This is a genomic window from Achromobacter sp. 1L-A-4-B-C2 (assembly GCF_057291955.1).
Genome location: NZ_JBXAWP010000002.1, coordinates 138,533 through 156,002, shown reverse-complemented (window position 1 = coordinate 156,002; position 17,470 = coordinate 138,533). Strand labels below are relative to the sequence as shown.

The following is a 17,470-nucleotide window of genomic DNA, read 5'->3' as shown; positions in this document are numbered from 1 at the left end:
AGCCGAAGCCAGATGGAACCGCTTTCAGAAGTCATGCCGATCAAAGCCGCCTGCGAAGCGGTCGTTCTGAGTTTTTTTCATGCGCTGGACACCCGCCGCCATGACGCCGCCGCCGCGTTGATGGCCGAAGACGGCGTCTGGATGCGCCAGGGGCGCAAGCTTAGTGGCCCGCACGAAGTCCTGGCGGCGCTGGAGGCCCGCGCGCCCGAGCGCAGCACCTGCCATGTCATCACTAACCTTCGGCTGGTATCGACGGACCGCACGCACGCCACGGTGGGCTACTTCCTGACCGCCTACGAAAGCGTGCCGCAAGAGCAGGGCGGGGCACCGAGACTGGTGTCCATCCGTGAGTGCCAGGACGTGCTTGTGGCAACAAAAGAGGGCTGGCGCCTGGCCGACAAGAGCAGCCGCCGCCATCTGCCACCGGAGTAAGCCGGCGACCCTCCCACGCACGAAAAAACAAATTCAGCCCCCAAGGAGACATGAATGGATGCCACAACCATAAGAACACTGGCGCTACGGCTGCACGAAGCCGAGCAAAGCCGCCGTCAGGTGCGCCAGCTATCGCTGGACCATCCCGACATCACCATTGCAGACGCTTACGCGATTCAGCGCGAATGGGTCGCGCACAAGCTTGCGTCGGGCCGCCGTCTGGTCGGCCACAAAATCGGGTTGACCTCGCGTGCGATGCAGCTGTCATCGCAGATCGACGAGCCCGATTACGGCGCACTGCTTGACGACATGTTGTTCGCCGACGGCGCCGAGATTCCGCGCGGCCGCTTCATCGTGCCGCGTGTGGAAGTCGAGCTCGCGTTCATTCTTGACCGCGCCCTGCAAGGCCCCGGTGTGACCCTGTTCGACGTGTTGGACGCGGTGCGCTACGTGATTCCGGCGCTGGAGATCATTGATGCGCGGTCGCACCAGATCGACCCCGATTCCAAGCGGCCCCGCAAGGTCTTCGACACCATTGCCGACAACGCCGCCAATGCGGGCGTGGTAATGGGGGGCCGCCCGGTGCGCGTGGGCGACATGGACCTACGCTGGGTCGGCGCAATGATGTCGCGCAACGCCGTGATTGAAGAAACGGGCCTGGCCGCGGGCGTGCTCAACCATCCCGCCAACGGCGTGGTTTGGCTGGCCAACAAGCTGGGCGAACACGGCGTGTCGCTGGAACCCGGCCAGATCATTCTTAGCGGTTCGTTCACCCGGCCCGTTTTTGCCGACGCCGGCGACACGTTCCATGTGGACTACGGCCCACTTGGTTCGGTCAGCTGTCGCTTTGTTTGACACCGGCATCACAACAGCGCGCCCGATATCCCTAAACCCCAAGCGCAGGCGCGTTCGATATCCCCACAGGAGACAAGCAGTGAAACCCTCTAAGCCCTTGATTTTCATGGTGGCCGCCGCCTGTGCAGCGGCACCGTTCACTCAGTCCGTAGCCCAACAGGCCGCCTGGCCCACGCACGCCATCACATTGGTCGTGCCGTTTGCGGCCGGCGGCGGCGGCGATACGCTGGCGCGGCTGGTGGCCGAACCGCTATCGCGTGAACTTGGCCAGTCCATCATCGTGGAAAATCGCCCCGGCGCGGGCGGCAATATCGGCACCTCCATCGCGGCGCGGGCCAACCCGGATGGCTACACCCTGTCGTACGGCACCAACGGCACGCAGGCCACCAACCATTGGCTGTACAAATCTCCCGGCTACACGCCGAGCGACTTCGAACCGATCTCGCGCTTTACCGTCATTGCGGCCGCGCTGGTCGTAAACGGCACGGATGACCGTTTCAAGACACTGGAGCAGTTGCTGGCCTACGCCAAGTCGCACCCCGGTGACTTGACCTGTGGGTCGGCCGGCAACGGCACGTCGTCGCACCTGGCCTGTGAACTGCTGAACCAGATGGCCGGCATCAAGGTCATGCACATCCCCTACAAGGGCGGCGGCGCGGCCATGACGGACCTGCTGGGCGGACGCATCTCGTTCCTGATCGACGTCATGCCGAACGTGTCGGGCCAGATTGCCGCCGGCAAATTGCGCGCGCTGGCCGTCACCACGCCTGAACGGGTCGCGTCCAACCCGAGCATTCCAACCATGAACGAGGCGGGCGTGAAGGGTTATGAATTCTTCGCCTGGGACGGCTTGTACGCGCCGAAAGGCACGCCACCCGCCGTGCTGGACAAGCTGAACGCTGCGGTCAAGCGCACGCTGCAACAGCCCGAGGTCAAGAAGGCCCTGGAATCGCGCGGCGCCATCCCGTCGCCCACATCGCGCCAGTCGCTGGCGGACTTTGGCGCCGAGGAATACACGCGGCTGGGCAAAGTGGTGAAAACCGCGGGCGCCGCGATCGATTGACTGCGGCGGGAAAGGAGGCGTGATCGGAGGCACACGGTCACGCGCTTCCTTTGATAACCGGGCACCGGCCTCGGTGGCGCCCGGACGAATGCGCTAACGCATCCTATACAGCTCGAAATGGAAATGACGCGCGACCGGGAAGCCGTGGGCGGCCAGATCCTTGCGTAGCGCCTCGCCCAATGCGGAGGGGCCACAGAACCAGAGGCTGGACTCGCGCCATGCGGGCACCAGCGCACGCAGCCTTTCACCATCGAGCCTGCCGTCGCGCGCGCGAATCAATAGGTGCAGCTGCACACCGGCCGCCTCGGCGCGCGCCCGTAGCCGGGCAAGCGCGGCGTCATCGACTTCGGTGGTCACGTGAATCAGGTCGATTGCTGGCGGCGTGGCAGGGTGGGAGTTGCCGTTGCCGTTGGCATTCGCATCGACATTCGCCTTGGCATCGGCCAGCGCGTCCATGCGGGCCAGGAAGGGCGTGATGCCGATACCGCCCGCCACCCAGATCTGGCTGGGCATGCCGTCGTCAAACGTGAAGTCGCCGTAGGGGCCCTCGATGCGTACCGCCTGGCCCGGTTTCAGGGTTTGCGGCAAGCGGCGGGTATGGTCGCCCAGCGCCTTGGCGATGATGGTGATGCGGGCCGCGTGGGGTTTCCAGGCGGAAGCAATCGTATAAGGGTGCGGGCCTTCCGACGCATTCGACATGGCAAAGACGAACTGGCCGGGACGATGGCCCGGCCACCCCGGGCTGGTTTCCAACTCGATTTCCAGCGATTCCACCCCCGGAAAATGCGTCAAGCCGACCACCTTCGCCCACACTTGTCGCCCGCTGTTGGTGGCCCGAAGCAGCAAAAGCACGGCGGCCACGCTGCCGGCCGCCATCAATGCGGCGGCAAGCCACCCCACCGGCTGCGTCCAGTAGCCGTAGTCCAGCAGAACCACGGCATGCGCGACCAGCACCAGGAATAGGGCCGCGATAATCCGATGCGTCTTGTAGAACAGCCGATAGGGAAAAAAGCGCAGCAGCGCCAGCACCACCAACACCACGACACCGTAAAACGCCCATTCGCCCAGCGCTTCCGCGTCGTGCCGCCACCGATGCAGAAACGTGTCGACGACATCAACCGGGGGCTGGCGCGGCGGCCGGGCGCCGGGCTCGATCCAGCCCCACTGGATCGCGGGCCGAAAGCCGTTCTTGAACAACCAGTGCAGCAGCGAGAAGAATAGGGCGCCGATGCCCAACCATTTGTGCAGCCGGTACATCTTGTCCAGGCCGCCGAGCGGTCGCTCGGGCCAGCGCGGGCGCGCCGCCAGCACCAGCGCCAGGCTCATACAGGCAAGGGCAAGCAAGCCGGACAACTGGATCAGCGCGGCGCGCACCGTATAAGGACTTGATGCGCCCCACAACCGGGAATCGGCCAGCGCCCACAACAGCGCGACCAGCAGCAGGGAAAAAACCAGTGTCAGCTTGATCGCGCGCATCTTGCTCCTCCGGGTTCAGCGCGCATGGGTCCGGGCAAGCGCTGTCGACGTGGTTGATGGAACCGGCCATCAAGATGCCTCTGCGGTGACGGGATACCGCGACCCTCTCTGTCACCGAATTGTTCGATGAATATAGTCCTGCACCCGGCGAAAGTCTTGGACAAAGATCAAGGTTTTCAGGGAGCCATTGCTTCGCGCGCCAAGCGCGCGACCTCTTGGGCCACGCCTTTGCGTTCGCTGTACCGGTCCGTCAGGTAGTCGCTGCGGTCGCGCACCAGCAAGGTGAACTTGACCAGTTCTTCCATGACGTCGACCACGCGGTCGTAGTAGGCGGACGGCTTCATGCGCCCGGCATCGTCAAATTCCTGGAACGCCTTGGCCACCGATGATTGGTTGGGGATGGTGACCATCCGCATCCAGCGGCCCAGCACGCGCAGCGCGTTCACCGCGTTGAAAGACTGCGACCCGCCCGACACCTGCATGACCGCCAGCGTGCGGCCTTGCGTGGGGCGCACGCTGCCGCTCTCCAGCGGCAGCCAGTCGATCTGGCTCTTGAAGACACCGGTCAACGTGCCGTGGCGTTCGGGGCTGCACCACACCTGGCCTTCGGACCACAGCGACAGCGCACGCAGCTCGGCCACCTTGGGATGATCGGCAGGCGCGCCGTCCGGCAACGGCAAGCCGCGCGGATCGAAAATGCGCGTCTCGGCGCCCAATCGGTTCAGGATGCGAGCGGCTTCTTCGACCAGCAGCCTGCTGTAAGAACGCTCGCGCAGCGAGCCGTACAGCAACAGGATGCGCGGCGGATGGGACGCGCCATGGGCCAGGGAGAGCTTGTCGTGGCTGGGCACGTCCAGCAGGGCTTCGTCCAACGCGGGCAGGGCGTCGTCCAACGCGTAATTGGCTTCGTTTGAAGCGGGCAAGCGGTCGTCCATCGAGGGTAGAGCTCCGTTTGAACGGGATGGGGAAGGGCAGGTGGAAGGCGCGCAGCCGCGACGGCCTGGCGACGGTCTAGCGCACGCGGCGTCGGCTGTCGTCGACCACGACTTCGCCGTCTTCCTTGGTGAACGCGGCGCGCTGCGGCTGGTCAAGAATGTCCAGCACCAGTTCCGATGGCCGGCACAGCCGCACGCCCGCAGCGGTGACGACAAAGGGCCGGTTGATGAGGATGGGGTTTTCAAGCATGGCATCGATCAGCGCCGCGTCGGACAGCGATTCGTCATTCAGGCCCAGCGCTTGGTACGCCGATTCCTTCTGGCGGATCGCGTCTCGTACCGACAGCCCGGCGCGGGAAATCAGATCGACCAGCGTTGCGCGATCCGGCGGCGTCTTCAAATATTCGATGACTTGCGGCTCGATGCCGGCGTTGCGAATCAGCGCCAGGGTGTTGCGCGAGGTGCCGCACTTGGGGTTGTGATAGATGGTGACGGGGCTCATGGTGTCGTGTGAGGTTCGGTTAAGTCGTGCGACTTGGCGCACGCCACGCCACTGCAACATTCGGCGGTCAGGTAATCAACCAGTCCGAACATCAGGGTGGTGTTGGCGCGATAGCGCAAGTAGCGTCCTTCCTGTTCGACGGTCAGCAAACGCGATTGCGTCAGCGCCTTCAGGTGAAAAGACAGGTTGGTCGGGGGCAAGTCAAGTTCCGCCGCGATCTGGCCAGCCACGCAGCCGTCGGGCGCCGCGCGCACCAACAGGCGAAAGATGTCCAGCCGGACACCGGAGGCCAGCGATTCGAAGACAGTGACGGCGGTGGTTTTATCCATTCGCGGATACTACAACAATTGTTGAAGTATCGGAATGTGGAGGGTGGCGGTGTGCGTTTGCGGGGCGGAACTCAAAACCGGGTGAATTTCTTACTTTACATAATACACATTATGCGTAATACACCAAGGCGGCAGGGTTCGGCGAGACCTGCCGTCTTAGATCAAGGTTTCAACATCCGTTCAGCCTCTTTAGACAAGTCGACGCCGCCCCCCTCGCTTTTTTGTTCGCCCCAGCTATATGCGCTACCGCCCGTGGACAACGCCATGCAGACGTCCAGCTTTTCCAACCCGGTCAAGTCCACCAGGTTGATCCGTAGCCGCGGCTTCTCGCGGTGTATTTCTTTCGCCGTGGCACACACGTCCTCTCCGCAAGAATCATCGCCACCCGCGAACACAAAAATCAATCCATCTCGTTCCTTGCCATCCATTTCCGCCGCAGCCGCTCGCAGACTGGCGCCCAAGGGAGCGTTGCCCTCGTTCCTGGCTTGCCGTACGAGTGCCAGCAACTCGCCGCGCCTGCTGGCTTCAAATGCTCCATGGCCCGCGTCCGCTACACATTTTTTGCCGGCGTACCGCACAAGACGTGTTTCGGTCGCCGGTGGCAGCACACCGATGATTCGCTCGATTTCCCGCTTGGCGAGTTCCTTGCGCGGGGTCGAACTCAAACCGGTCCGGCGCGTCATGGCGGCGGACGTATCCAGCACAAAGGCGACCTGCGTCGGCCATTGTTGCGGGGGTTCGGGTGTCGGCTCCGGCTCTGGCTCGGGCTTCGCTACCTCCATAGCCACTGGCTTGGCTACCGGAACCACGGGAACCCTTGCTCGAATCATGAACCACCACCAAAGCAATGCCAGCAATAGCACCAGTGCCAGCAGTGCGATCAACCCGAGCCACACCCATCGCCGCATCGGGTTTGTCGGCGGGCTTGACGCGGGTTCGGCGGCCACAGGCGTTTTGTTTGGCCACCACGTCATCAACAGCCGACCTTCAACGCTATACATCGTCGCCGGCTCGGCGGGCGTCAGCAATCCGCGCAGCAATTCGGCCTGCGGTTGCATGCCACGAGACTCCAGCGTATGGGCCAGGCTGCCAAGCTGGGTTAGGTGTTGTGCATGCCGTTGCAACAGAGCGCTCTGCTCTTGCTCCGATAGCTGCGCGAACGGCGTCACTTGCCCCTGCTGTGTCGTCCACCACTCAATGGCCCCGTCGCGACCCGGTTTGGGAATGGCATAGACCTGGGCCACACTAGGCGGAAAATGCCGCTCGATGATTGCCACGCGCTCGTCGAAGCCGCGTACGAGGTGCTCTGAAGTTGAACCACTGGGATTTATATCCCGCTTAAATCGCTGCACAGTTTTGGTCTGATAATAGATTCGGCCGATGAGGCGATGTCTCGCTCATCGGCTCCCGCCCTAGGGGGCTTGCAGAACGCTGGTGCGCACGCGCTTTACCATCTGTTCCAGTTCTTGAACCTTGCGTTGACGCGCCGCGATCTCTTGGCTGCTGTCATCATGCGCGATGGGTTGGGCCTGCAACGCCGCGAGATCTTTCTCCGCCAATTGCAGTTGCACGTTTAGCCGAGCATTCGAGCCGCTTTGTTGTCGAACCCGGTCAAGCAGTTTGCGGGTGGTCGCCACGACGTTGTCACGCGCCCTCTCCTGCTCTTTAACGGACTGTCCGATCGATGCGCGCTGAGCCTCCAATGCGCTCAGAGAATCGCGGAACATCGCATTTTCCGCCTGCGCGGAAGTCAGCCGTGCTTCCTTGTCGTCCACCGTTTTCCGGTATCCGCCCGATCCGTCGCATTGCATCTTTTGAATGATGCTCACGTCACGGTCATTGGGATCGCAGGCGCCGGGCGGCAAGGCCGCGCAGCCGGCGAGCCCCATTAGCATCAATGGGAAAAGCAAACGCAGGTTCATACCGTTTTGCCCCAGTCAAGGGAATCACGCTGCGTCGTCAAGGTACCCATGGCGCCGTGCAGCTTGTCCGCCTCGACTTGCAGCTTTTCAATCTGGGCATCGAGCTTTTTGATATCCACCTGTGACCCCGCTTTCGTGGATACCGAGGCTTCTCGATAACTGCCAATCTTGTTATCGATGTTCTCCTGTTCTTGCTTGATGCGCGCAATGTCGGCGTCGATATCACGCAATTTCTTGCGCGCGACCGTTTGGTCGATCGTCCCCTGTGCGACGTCAAGCCGCAACTGTTCAATCTTTTGCGTGTCCGTTTCAATCACGGCCTGAAGCGTCTGAGACCGTTGCTGAAGCTTGGCGGTGTCCTTCTCCACATCTTGCGTGATGGCGTCAAGCATTGCGCCTGTGGATTTGTACTGACTGCGGCGGTAATCCAAGTAGTAGTTCGTGCCCATGGCAATACCGCAAGCGCCGATGCCCGCGATCACCGCGCACATTGCCTTCTTGTTGGCAGGCGCGGCGAGCAGGCACGCCGTCACACCGACTGCCGCCGCGCCCGCGCACGCGCCAAAGCCCGAGCGACTAAAAAACTCGGCGTCGTTACCTTCCGTCAGCCGGGGATCCAACTGCGCACCGCTCAACATAGAGCTCCCCGTGCTTGCACAACCGCTGATTGCCAGCGTGGCAACGACCAACCACGCGATAGATGCGCGACGCAAACCCTTCCCAAATGCCCGCATGAACTTCTCCTTTTCTTAGTTTTTGATGGCTGCGATGCAAGTCGGCAACCAGTTTTCCTTGTCTACTTTCCAAGACTTCAAATAAACCTGCTGATGCGTCCAGTACACGTTCAGGAACGGCTCCAGACCTTTAAGTTTCTCGTTTTGCTCAAGCATCTTTTTCACCACTGGCACTTGCTTGGCGATGTTTTCCTTGCCATACAGCGTCGCGGCGTCAACCAAACTGCTTGCGTAGTACTGATTTGTCTGCGCAAGCTCATAACGCCGCTTGTCGATGTTGGCTTTGTAGGTTGTGCACTCCGCCGCGTCAGGCGACGCTTGGCAAAGATCGTCGTACGTCTTCTGGACGTAATTGACATAGCGGCCGTCGTCCCGCAATTTGGTACATAGAAACGCGCCCAGATTCAAGCTTGCGCGGATTGCCTGATCGCGGGCCTCTTCCTGTTTGAGGTTGCTGGCCCTCAGCTTTCCTTCAAGATCCTTAAGCTGCTCTTTGAGTTTGCGGTCCTCGACTTTGCCGGCAAGGTCTCCAAGCTCCTGCACGGCGCTTTTGCCTTTACCCGTAGCGTCGGCGGAAACATTGCCGCTACCCAGGGACTTCCACCCGTCCTCAAGCTGCTGAATCCTTTCTCTGGACGTCAGTTCCGGCGCGGCGATAACCCAACGCACGCCTAATGTGTTGTCTTTCTGCTCGCCTTCTTCGCTGTAATAGCGCCCCTCGCGCCGTGCGGCGGAGCGGATGCCCTCTTCAGCCTTGCGGAAGTCACCGCCGCGAACAACGAATGCGCCTGTGCCGCCGTGCTGCCGGTCCAGCTTGTTCAGCCGGAACGGGTCCTGGGTCATTTCCGCGGCATTGCCCAGCATGTCGTGTAGGCCGAGAGGATTGGGCTTCAACAATCCGATCTGCTGGAGCTTTCCATTGGACGATTGCGCGCCCGCATACCATTCATAACCGCCCAGGCCGTCCGGCATCGGATAGCGGGTTTCGACATAAGCGGCGGGGTCCACGTTCACGCCACCCCGAGCCGCGAATTCCCACTCGACTTCGGTAGGTAAGCGAACGAATCCACTAATGTGGTCCTCTTTGGGCAACGCGTCCTTTTTCTCGGTGCGCAGCCAGAGGTTGTACAAGTGGGCCGCGTGCACCGCATCGAACCAACTGATATGGGTCACGGGGATCATTCCGGCTCTCGCGGGCGCGGCACAGGCCTTGTCAGTCCCGCCGACAAGCGTCAGCAACGCGCCGTATTGCTGCGTGCTCAACTCGTATTTGGCGATCAGGTAATAGCGCGCAGCGTTCTTCGCTTTCGTATCAGTGAAGCTGCCGGCGATGTGCGCCAACCGGCGTTGCTCCACGAAGGCAAATGTCTCGGTTTCCTGCCCCACGGAAATAGGCAGGTCGTCCAATGGCCCGGCTGCCGGCACGATGACCTTGCGAAATACGATTGCGCCATCGCACGGCAGCGGTAGGACAATGTCGCCTTCCTGCGGCTTCGGGTTGTAGTAGCGCTCTTCCCACTGGGATGCGGACTGCGCCGTCCCCGCAAACGAAAACGCAAACAGTGCAACGAAGACAATCCAATTAGATTTCACGCAAACTCTCCGCGGGTTGAATGCGCCGCGCGCTCATCGCGCCCCAAAGGGAGGCCAGGATCGCGACCGCAAGCGTCAAGGAAAATGCCGCCATGACATGGGCCGGGGTTACTTGCGCGGCAAAGCCACCGGTGTCCACGCTTGAACCCAGCAACTGGTTAAAAACCCGGCTGACGGCGGCATAGACGCCGATGCCTATCAGAAATGCGATGGCGGTCAACGCCAACGCCTGAATAACGATGTATGTGGTGATCGCCGCGCCGTTCATGCCGATCAGCCGCAACGTCGCAATTTCACGGCGTTTACGACGGACATTGGCCAGGAACGCGCCAACCAGCGACATCAGACAACCGAATATCGAGGTGCCGGCGATCACGCCGAACACGGTGGACAGCAAGTGATCGATCGCCTTCACGTTGCGTATGTCCGCCAGGCGGCTTGCCGTTTCTATGCGTTGACCATTAAGCACCGCCTCCAAGGCCTGGACAGAATCAATGTCCCGCGCGTACACGCGCGCCTTTGCATAACGACGTTTGGCGCCGGTAATTGGCTGCCCGTCCGCTTCGTCTTTGGCCAGCCCCGGAACGGCATAGCCGTCCCGGTACCACTCCATGTCCTGAAGCAACGCCAATCGCACGAACCCCGCGGGCCGGGGATAGGCTTCGGCTGCCAGCACCGCGTACACGGTCACGACAAGAATCCCGTGCTGGTCCTGCCCGTCCAGCCGGCGCGCGACCTTCATGCGAACGGCGTCCCCGGGTCCGACCTGGAGCTTTTTCGCCGCCTGGGCACTTAGCACCACCGCCCTGCCCTCCAGCCCCGAGACGTCCATACCGGCCAGTATCGGGTCGCCTTGCCCGGTGGGCACAATTTCCGCTCCATCCACGAACTGCGAGCCGCTGACATATAAATCCGCTTGCGTATTCAGTGACCTGGTAAGGCCAACGACAAAGCCGGCCTCGGGCCGCCGTGCCAACGTTTCCAGCCATGCGTCGTCATAGCTTCCGCTGCTCAACATGCGTACCTCCAGATTGCGGGGGTCGCTCAGGAGTTGGGCTTGAAGCGCGCTTACGACGCCGTGCTTTAGCCCGAACAACAGCAGCAGCGGAGCAATAACCGCCACCAGGGACGTCACCATGCATAGCGAAACCAGCCAGTCGTGCTTCAGGTCGGCGCAAGACAGGCCGGCAATGTGGCGAAGCTTCATTGCCGGCCCTCGTCCAGCACGAATTCGCTTCTGCCAGGCTCGAGTACGGGCCGCATGCTGGGCAAGCCGAACTCGCGCACCAGGCTCCAGTCGTGCGAGACGATGACGGTTGCCATCCCCGCACTGCGCGCGAGCTCGATAAGCAGACCGAAAAGGCGGCGGGCATTGTCGGGATCCAGCGCGGAGGTGGGCTCATCGGCCAGCAATAGTCGCGGACGATGCGCTAGCGCGCGGACGACTGCTACCCGCTGTCGCTCTCCAATGGACAAGGCGGCGGGCTTCTTCCCGAGCAGATGCGCCAGGCTCAATGTATCGATCGCGAAGCCAAGTTCATCGTCCATCCCCGGCAAACCCAACAAACGGCGGGGCAACATAATGTTCTCGAAGGCGGTCAGATAAGGCAGCAGGCCACCCGATTGGAGGACAAAGCCCAATCGCACCGATCGCACAGCGGCCAGTTCCCGATCGTGTCTTCGTTGCAGCAGCGGCGTGACATCGATGTCCGCGCCCAACACATATCGGCCGATATGCGCGGGCGACAGCAGCAGGCCAATGCCCTCGAGCAAGGTGCTCTTTCCGCAACCGCTGTTTCCAACGACGGCAAGAACGTCTCCCGCATTCAAGCGTAAGGCGGGCATGTCGACTCGATACGCGTTCGGACCAATACCTCGAATCAGCCGCAGATCCTCGATGTGAAGCATCACAACAGGCTCAAGGCATCATTTCCAATGGCACGGGATACACATGATCCCGTTGGTCGCTGTCTTTGGCCAACGCCACCCAGCGATCCACATCCGCGTTGTACAACTGATAGTGCTTTAACTTGACGTTCAAGTTGCGGATGAACTTCTCTTGCGCCAGACCATCCATGCTCTTCCAGGTTTCCTCATCCAGGTTAAGCACTTCACTTTGGTACGGCAGGCCTTCGAGGTATTCCGCGACGAAGCCCATTTCGGACAGTTTCTTATCCGACTGCTTGAGCTGATTGGGGTCGGCCCCCATGGTGGCCGCAACCGCCCGCAACTGATTGAACATATCAGCGGGCGATATCAGACCTTGATTGGCGGCGTCCACAATCTTACGCATGACGTCGTTCAAGTCGCTTAACTGGCCTTTCGTCAGCAAGACCCGAACGTCGGTCGTTGGGACGTTTTGTTTAATCAGATCGCGGTCGCTGATCCACGCCTGGAATACCGGTGGAACGCGGGCCCCGATTTTCTCGCCAAGATAAGCCAATTTCATCGCGTTGCCGACGAGCTCTGCCTCGTCTTTCATTTTCTCGTCTGCGTTCACCGGCTTACGGCCCGGATCGCTGGCGTTGGCGGCGCTGCCCACTGCGTCTTCACCCATATAGGCTGACTTGACCTGCATCGTGATGGCGCTGGCCAGCATGTCTACCTTCTTGCCGAACTCGTCCACATCGCCAGCGTTCACGGGGTAATAGAGCGAGACGCTCGTGCCGCCGTATGTAGACAGGTTGCGGTATTGCGCCTCTGCGTGCGCATGGTTCTTTACGCCTGCCGGCGTTTTCAGGTGCAACGTGTAGATCGCCACGCCTGGCTTGGAGGCTTCAAGTCGAACCTGACTGGCATCCAGGCCGGTGGAGGACAGCTTGTTGTCGGCTTCGATCGCTCCGGCGTCCGTTATCAGGACGACATATCGCGCACCAAAATTTCGCCAATCTACGCTGTTGATGGCGTCCATGACGCCCGCGTACGCGTCTTCATCAAACAGGCTGCTGGACACCTTGGCTTGTGTCAGCCCTGATACCTTGTTCAGAAAGTCCGCACCGCTTTGGACCTTGTTGGGGTCCGCATAGACTTTGCTGACGTACTCAAGCCCCGGGACGGCCTTCACGTTCGATCGAAAGGCCACCAAGCCAAATTTGACGCGATCGCCCAGCTTTTCATGATCGATCTGTGCGTAGACTCGCTTTACGGCTTCCCGCGTCCGATCAATGTAGGGGTTCATCGAAATGCTGGAATCCACGACAAAGACCACCGCCGCGGAAAACTCCTTGATTTGATTCACTCGCTGCTCGGCAGTCGAAGCCTCCCCTGCAACCGAGGCGGCGGCGGGCGCGGCCATGCTGACCGAGGCAACATTCAGGACCCGGGTGCGGAAGCCCTGCTCCGTCATAACCTCTTCGCCGCTCAGAATTGGCAAAAGATAGAAGTTCTTTTGCATATCCACGAACAGCTCTGGCTCCTGTGCCACGATGCCGTCCGCCTTGCCGTTGAGCTTCAACTGGTGCCTTGCCGGTGCAATCTTGTCGACAGGGTCAATCGCGTTCAGGACAGCGTCCAGGCCGCTCCGATCTTTGAAAAACAGCGTACGCTCACGCCCTGCCGGATTGGTGAAGGCCAATGACAGCTGCATGTTCCAATCCACGGTGCACGACTTTTCAACCCACCCAGCGGTCTTGCCGTACGAGTCCGGCCCAACGTTGAGCCATTTGACGTTGGCAACGTCCTGCACGGCGTAGACATAGAAACGGGTGAACGCAGGCTGTAAATTGCCCGATGCCGCCCCAGGGCTTGCACGCAATTGACAGCCCGGCGTCGTAAGGACGCGCTGATACAACGTCTTTTTCCCTTCTTGTAGCAAGGGTGCGGCCGCCATCGCGACGGACGTGGCGCCCAGTAGTGCGCATCCTAGCGACAAGGCAGCGAATAGTTGTTTAACAGGGGTGGGCAGCGTAGGCATCTGGCGACTCGTCATACGGAACACGTATCAGTTGGGCAAGGATTGCAGGCTGGCGAGCGCCCCGGCTTGTTTCGGATCGCGCTCCAATACGGCTTCATACCAATAACGCGCAGTGGCCGCTTCGGCCTTGAAACAAGTGTTCTTGGATGATGCCGGGTCATATTCGGCGGCGTACGCCAGCGCGATGGTGATATCGCCAGCGTTCGCGCGATTCGCATACAGCCGTTGCGCAATCTCGCACTGTCCCGAATCGCGCGCTGCCCGAATTACCTTAAGCAACGCTTCGGAATCCTTGACGTCGCGCACGCACGCCTGCACAAAACCCATCTTGTCCGCGCTTGCATCGGCCAGCGACGCAACGGTACAACCCGCAGGCGGCAAGGCCGCAGGAGCGGATGCCGATGACGGTTGCGGATCGGCGTCAACGGACCTGTCCTTCCAAAGGAAATAGTAGGCGGCGATACCTGCAGCCACCAGCAATCCGGCCAGACCCAGTGCAAGCGCCAATGTGCGACGTCCCTGCCCGGACGCATGCCTGGAATTGATTTCCGGGGCTGGCTCCGGCTTCGGCTCCTGCTCGATGGCGGCTTGCGGTTCGACGGGTTCCTGAACAGCGGCAGCGGCCAGCTGGCTGCTGCTGCCCACGGTGGGCGCCGCCCCGGCGGCGGCGCCAGGCAGTACATCCGGTTCAATTCGAAATGCGTACTGAACGGCCGCCCCACCTGCCACACGCAGGAACCCGCGGCAACGCGGCCCTTGGGTGCCCGCCAGCAACGGGTCGACGAATTCGGGTCCCACTGGCATGACCAGCGTCTGCGCACGCAGGCTCGCACCTTGCAAGCGGATCCACTGCTCGTCGCCGACCCATTGCCGATTGACGACGTCAAGGTGCGCCGCCCCTTCGCTGCGTCGTACCGACAGTTCGACATGCTCGGCGCCCTGCTCCCAAGGAGTGACATGCAGTTCAGCGCGCCCGGGCGATACCGCCTTCAGAAGAATAATTGTCATGGAATTGCACTACGCCTGTCGGACGTTGGCAAGAATGCGTGCCAACGCCTGGTTCTGTTCAAGATTGATTTCGCTACCCGCCGTATGGCCTGCGTTATGCAGCACAACGTCTTGCAGACCGGTTAACCAATAACCAACGTAATCCGCGTTGGTATCGAGCGGTACTTCGTGCAAGTCCGGCAGGCCGGCTGAGTCTAGGCTCGTAGTGCGGGCGAAGAGCTTGTGCTTGTTGACGATGCTGACAGGTCTTTTCTCGAACTCGACATTCAAAAATCCCAACCAGGCAACAAAGTCGTTAAGACCCAGCTGCGCGCGCAGCACTTGCCGCATCACCAAGTGCTCGCGCTTGGAGCTGCTGTCCTGACGCGCGGTCAGGCGCCCTTCGATCATTGCTTGCAAATTGACGCGGTTGGCGGTGGTAATCAATTCATCCACCAAGATCTGCGCCACTTCCCGTTTGACGCCCATGGCGTCAAGCAGGCGTTTTCGCTCAGGCAGATCACGCAGGTGCGCCACCCAGCGTTGAAAAACCGCCTCGGCGTACAAATGATCGGCCGTCCTCAGCGTCAATTTGATAGAAGAGTTGGCCCCCGACTCCGCTTGCGTAACGGTGTCTGGCTTCGCAAATGGGTTGTGCTCGGCGGTATCTTCGAATGCAAATGGGTTGACTTCTTCCGCGTCGTCACACGCCTGCGAATCTTGCGCCGTCGGCTTGGGCGCTTGCGCGTGCAAACCGTTCAAATAGAGTTCACGCAGGTCTTCCTGCGATAGTTCCATGGCTTGCATCAGAATCGGGATCCATCGACGGCTGGCGTAGAGCGCCTGCGCCAATTGCTGACCTAGTTTCCGCTTCTTTTCGACGTCGTCCCCGTCGATGTCCTGGTGATAGCTGGCCAGCCGCGCCAAGGCGCTGCCCCTGCCCTCAAGTTCATCATGCAATTGCTGGCGCAAGCGCCCCAATTTGAATTCCAGATCGGCGATCCCTTTGATCCCCGCCGCCAGCCGGTTCATGCCGCCGTCGTTCTCCGTCATGACCGCGTCCCAGGCCAGCCTGGGGTCTGCGATACGGCGTCGAATGTCCGGGTGATCGCAAAAGCTCTCGCCCAGTCGTTCCAAGGCCTGGCGCTTATCCGGATCGATCTGCTCTTTTCCCTTGCCCAGCTTTTTGACAAAGGAGCTGTCCATGCCGGGCTTGCGCACGAGGTAGACGTTATTGAACTGCACGCCACCGGACCAATCCTTCATGAACGGCAGATTGCCAAAGCGCTCTTCCATTGCGCCGCGCAGCATGCCCGCCCACCCCTCGTCAATCTGGGAACCCCCTTCGTGGGTCAGCATCGCCTGGAGGCGCATGTCGAACATGGTCAGGGCCCAGAACAGGCCGCAGGCCCGTTCGCTTCGCGATTGCGCGGTCTCGCCTTGGGTACATTCCACCCAGCGCTCAAGTACTTGCGCGGTTTCGCTGACCTCGCCCTGCTTGTACGAGCAAACCACGAGGCCGTTCATGGCCTGCGTGATGGTGTAGTTCTCAAACAAATAGGCAACCTTCCCGCGCAGCAGCATTTGGCCGACAGGGTTGCCTTCAGAGGAGATCTCCGATAATTCGCGCGCCTTGTATCGCCCGCGGTAACCCGGAAAGTCCAATAGGTCGACCGATGACACTCGTGGCTCGGACTCCGTTTCGACCAGCGGGAAAATAAGCTCCACGGTCAATACGGCCAGATGCGAAATCAGGAGTTCTGTCGGGGCGCCCAGCTTTCCATCTACGACGGGACGGACAGCGAGGTTTTTGTCCCGTTCCGAGCCTTGCCGCAACAAGACGTCCACCGACATGATGCTGTCGCGGCCATACTGCAGCTCGTCTCCTTCCCGAGTTGCCAGCGCCGACAGCGGCAAGTAGGCCGTCTCTGCATTTTTCAGTTTTCCCAAGCTGGCCGCGACGGCCGCATACATCTGCGTGAATTCAGGCAGTTCTCCCCACAACACGGAAAACAATTGAGCGCGCTCGTCCGGTGAGAGATGCGGCGCCAGCTTCATTGCGTGCTGCCAGTACCCATTCTCCAATAGCCGCAGCGGCTTTGCGAAGGACGCGCGTGCGTAATCCCATAGCGACACCACGTCGTCGGCATTGACGCCGCGTTGTATCGCCCCGCCGTCCCTTCCGTGGAACCGGGCCAGCATCTGTTCTATACGGGCTTCATCGAGCCGATATTCCACGCGGTGCTGGTCGAAATCGTTGAACCAGGAATTGCTCAGGATCTTGGCAAGGTCAATCTCGCGAAACAGGCGCACTTCAACCGGATACGCATCATCTTCCGAAGGCTGCGCATTGCGGGTAAAGCGCGTCACCAAGCCCGTCGCCTCCTTGCCCGTTCCGGGGGGATTGATGTGCGTGATGAAGTTGACCAGTTGGCCGCCGTAGTCGGCTTCGAATTGACCACGCTGATCGGCACCAAGCGCAGATATCAAGTACGACTTTCCCGCCTGGGACTCACCGAAAAATCCGATGGTCATGGGCGACTGCGCCGCGCGCATAAGGTCGCGGCTTTTATTGCGTAATTGGCGCAACTGATGGACCAGGCTATCCGCCTCGCTGTTCAACTGCTTGGAGTTGCCACGTACCAGGTCGACCCAATCGATGGCGGCGCCGGCTCCCTCCAAAAGGGCGTTCCACTGGCGGGCGAGTTCGTTTTGCTGTTGTGTCATGG

16 protein-coding genes are annotated in these 17,470 nt (G+C 60.9%); 3 read left to right on the top strand and 13 right to left on the bottom strand.

Annotated features, from left to right (window positions below):
* Positions 1-12: 12 nt before the first annotated feature.
* The 3 genes from AC0Z35_RS08060 to AC0Z35_RS08050 all read left to right on the top strand — a co-directional run bounded on the left by AC0Z35_RS08060 (position 13) and on the right by AC0Z35_RS08050 (position 2,350).
* On the top strand, positions 13-432 hold the full coding sequence (locus AC0Z35_RS08060; RefSeq protein ID WP_104145478.1) for a nuclear transport factor 2 family protein: 420 nt from the start codon (positions 13-15) through the stop codon (positions 430-432).
* 54 nt (positions 433-486) lie between these two features.
* Positions 487-1,287 (top strand): 2-oxo-hept-4-ene-1,7-dioate hydratase, encoded by an 801-nt coding sequence (gene hpaH / locus AC0Z35_RS08055; protein ID WP_104145477.1) that lies wholly within the window; start codon positions 487-489, stop codon positions 1,285-1,287.
* A 106-nt stretch (positions 1,288-1,393) separates the two neighbouring features.
* Positions 1,394-2,350, top strand: coding sequence for a Bug family tripartite tricarboxylate transporter substrate binding protein (locus AC0Z35_RS08050; RefSeq protein ID WP_219992669.1), 957 nt, complete (start codon positions 1,394-1,396; stop codon positions 2,348-2,350).
* A 93-nt stretch (positions 2,351-2,443) separates the two neighbouring features.
* Here the strand turns inward: AC0Z35_RS08050 and AC0Z35_RS08045 are convergent, their stop codons facing one another.
* From AC0Z35_RS08045 to AC0Z35_RS07985, 13 genes are all read right to left on the bottom strand, one after another.
* Complete coding sequence (locus tag AC0Z35_RS08045; RefSeq protein WP_485131729.1) at positions 2,444-3,826, bottom strand: ferredoxin reductase family protein; 1,383 nt, start codon at positions 3,824-3,826, stop codon at positions 2,444-2,446.
* A 176-nt stretch (positions 3,827-4,002) separates the two neighbouring features.
* Positions 4,003-4,761, bottom strand: a complete 759-nt coding sequence (gene arsH, locus AC0Z35_RS08040) for an arsenical resistance protein ArsH (protein WP_485131728.1) — start codon at positions 4,759-4,761, stop codon at positions 4,003-4,005.
* 76 nt (positions 4,762-4,837) lie between these two features.
* Positions 4,838-5,263 carry an arsenate reductase (glutaredoxin) gene (gene arsC, locus AC0Z35_RS08035; RefSeq protein WP_485131727.1) on the bottom strand — a complete coding sequence of 142 codons (426 nt, stop codon included), beginning with the start codon at positions 5,261-5,263 and terminating at the stop codon, positions 4,838-4,840.
* The gene (locus tag AC0Z35_RS08030) at positions 5,260-5,592 is read right to left on the bottom strand and encodes an ArsR/SmtB family transcription factor (RefSeq protein WP_485131726.1); all 333 of its coding nucleotides are present in this window, start codon (positions 5,590-5,592) and stop codon (positions 5,260-5,262) included. The genes arsC and AC0Z35_RS08030 overlap by 4 nt, the downstream gene beginning before the upstream one ends.
* 161 nt (positions 5,593-5,753) lie before the next feature.
* Positions 5,754-6,869, bottom strand: coding sequence for a vWA domain-containing protein (locus tag AC0Z35_RS08025; protein ID WP_146073942.1), 1,116 nt, complete (start codon positions 6,867-6,869; stop codon positions 5,754-5,756).
* Positions 6,870-7,004: 135 nt separating this feature from the next.
* The gene (locus AC0Z35_RS08020) at positions 7,005-7,514 is read right to left on the bottom strand and encodes a hypothetical protein (protein ID WP_143215286.1); all 510 of its coding nucleotides are present in this window, start codon (positions 7,512-7,514) and stop codon (positions 7,005-7,007) included.
* Positions 7,511-8,248 (bottom strand): hypothetical protein, encoded by a 738-nt coding sequence (locus AC0Z35_RS08015; protein ID WP_146073941.1) that lies wholly within the window; start codon positions 8,246-8,248, stop codon positions 7,511-7,513. The genes AC0Z35_RS08020 and AC0Z35_RS08015 overlap by 4 nt, the downstream gene beginning before the upstream one ends.
* A gap of 15 nt (positions 8,249-8,263) precedes the next feature.
* On the bottom strand, positions 8,264-9,841 hold the full coding sequence (locus AC0Z35_RS08010) for a formylglycine-generating enzyme family protein (protein ID WP_223264999.1): 1,578 nt from the start codon (positions 9,839-9,841) through the stop codon (positions 8,264-8,266).
* Positions 9,831-11,048: an ABC transporter permease gene (locus AC0Z35_RS08005; protein WP_319300034.1), complete on the bottom strand. Its 1,218-nt coding sequence runs from the start codon at positions 11,046-11,048 to the stop codon at positions 9,831-9,833. Before AC0Z35_RS08005 ends, AC0Z35_RS08010 begins: the two co-directional genes overlap by 11 nt.
* A complete protein-coding gene (locus AC0Z35_RS08000) occupies positions 11,045-11,749 on the bottom strand; it encodes an ABC transporter ATP-binding protein (protein ID WP_485131725.1) in 705 nt (234 codons plus the stop codon). Before AC0Z35_RS08000 ends, AC0Z35_RS08005 begins: the two co-directional genes overlap by 4 nt.
* Positions 11,750-11,759: 10 nt before the next feature.
* On the bottom strand, positions 11,760-13,754 hold the full coding sequence (locus AC0Z35_RS07995; RefSeq protein ID WP_485131724.1) for a vWA domain-containing protein: 1,995 nt from the start codon (positions 13,752-13,754) through the stop codon (positions 11,760-11,762).
* Positions 13,755-13,781: 27 nt separating this feature from the next.
* Entirely contained in the window at positions 13,782-14,399 is a 618-nt protein-coding gene (locus AC0Z35_RS07990) for a hypothetical protein (protein ID WP_146073940.1), read from the bottom strand.
* 372 nt (positions 14,400-14,771) lie between these two features.
* Positions 14,772-17,468, bottom strand: coding sequence for a virulence factor SrfC family protein (locus tag AC0Z35_RS07985; RefSeq protein WP_485131723.1), 2,697 nt, complete (start codon positions 17,466-17,468; stop codon positions 14,772-14,774).
* Between the last annotated feature and the right edge of the window lie 2 nt (positions 17,469-17,470).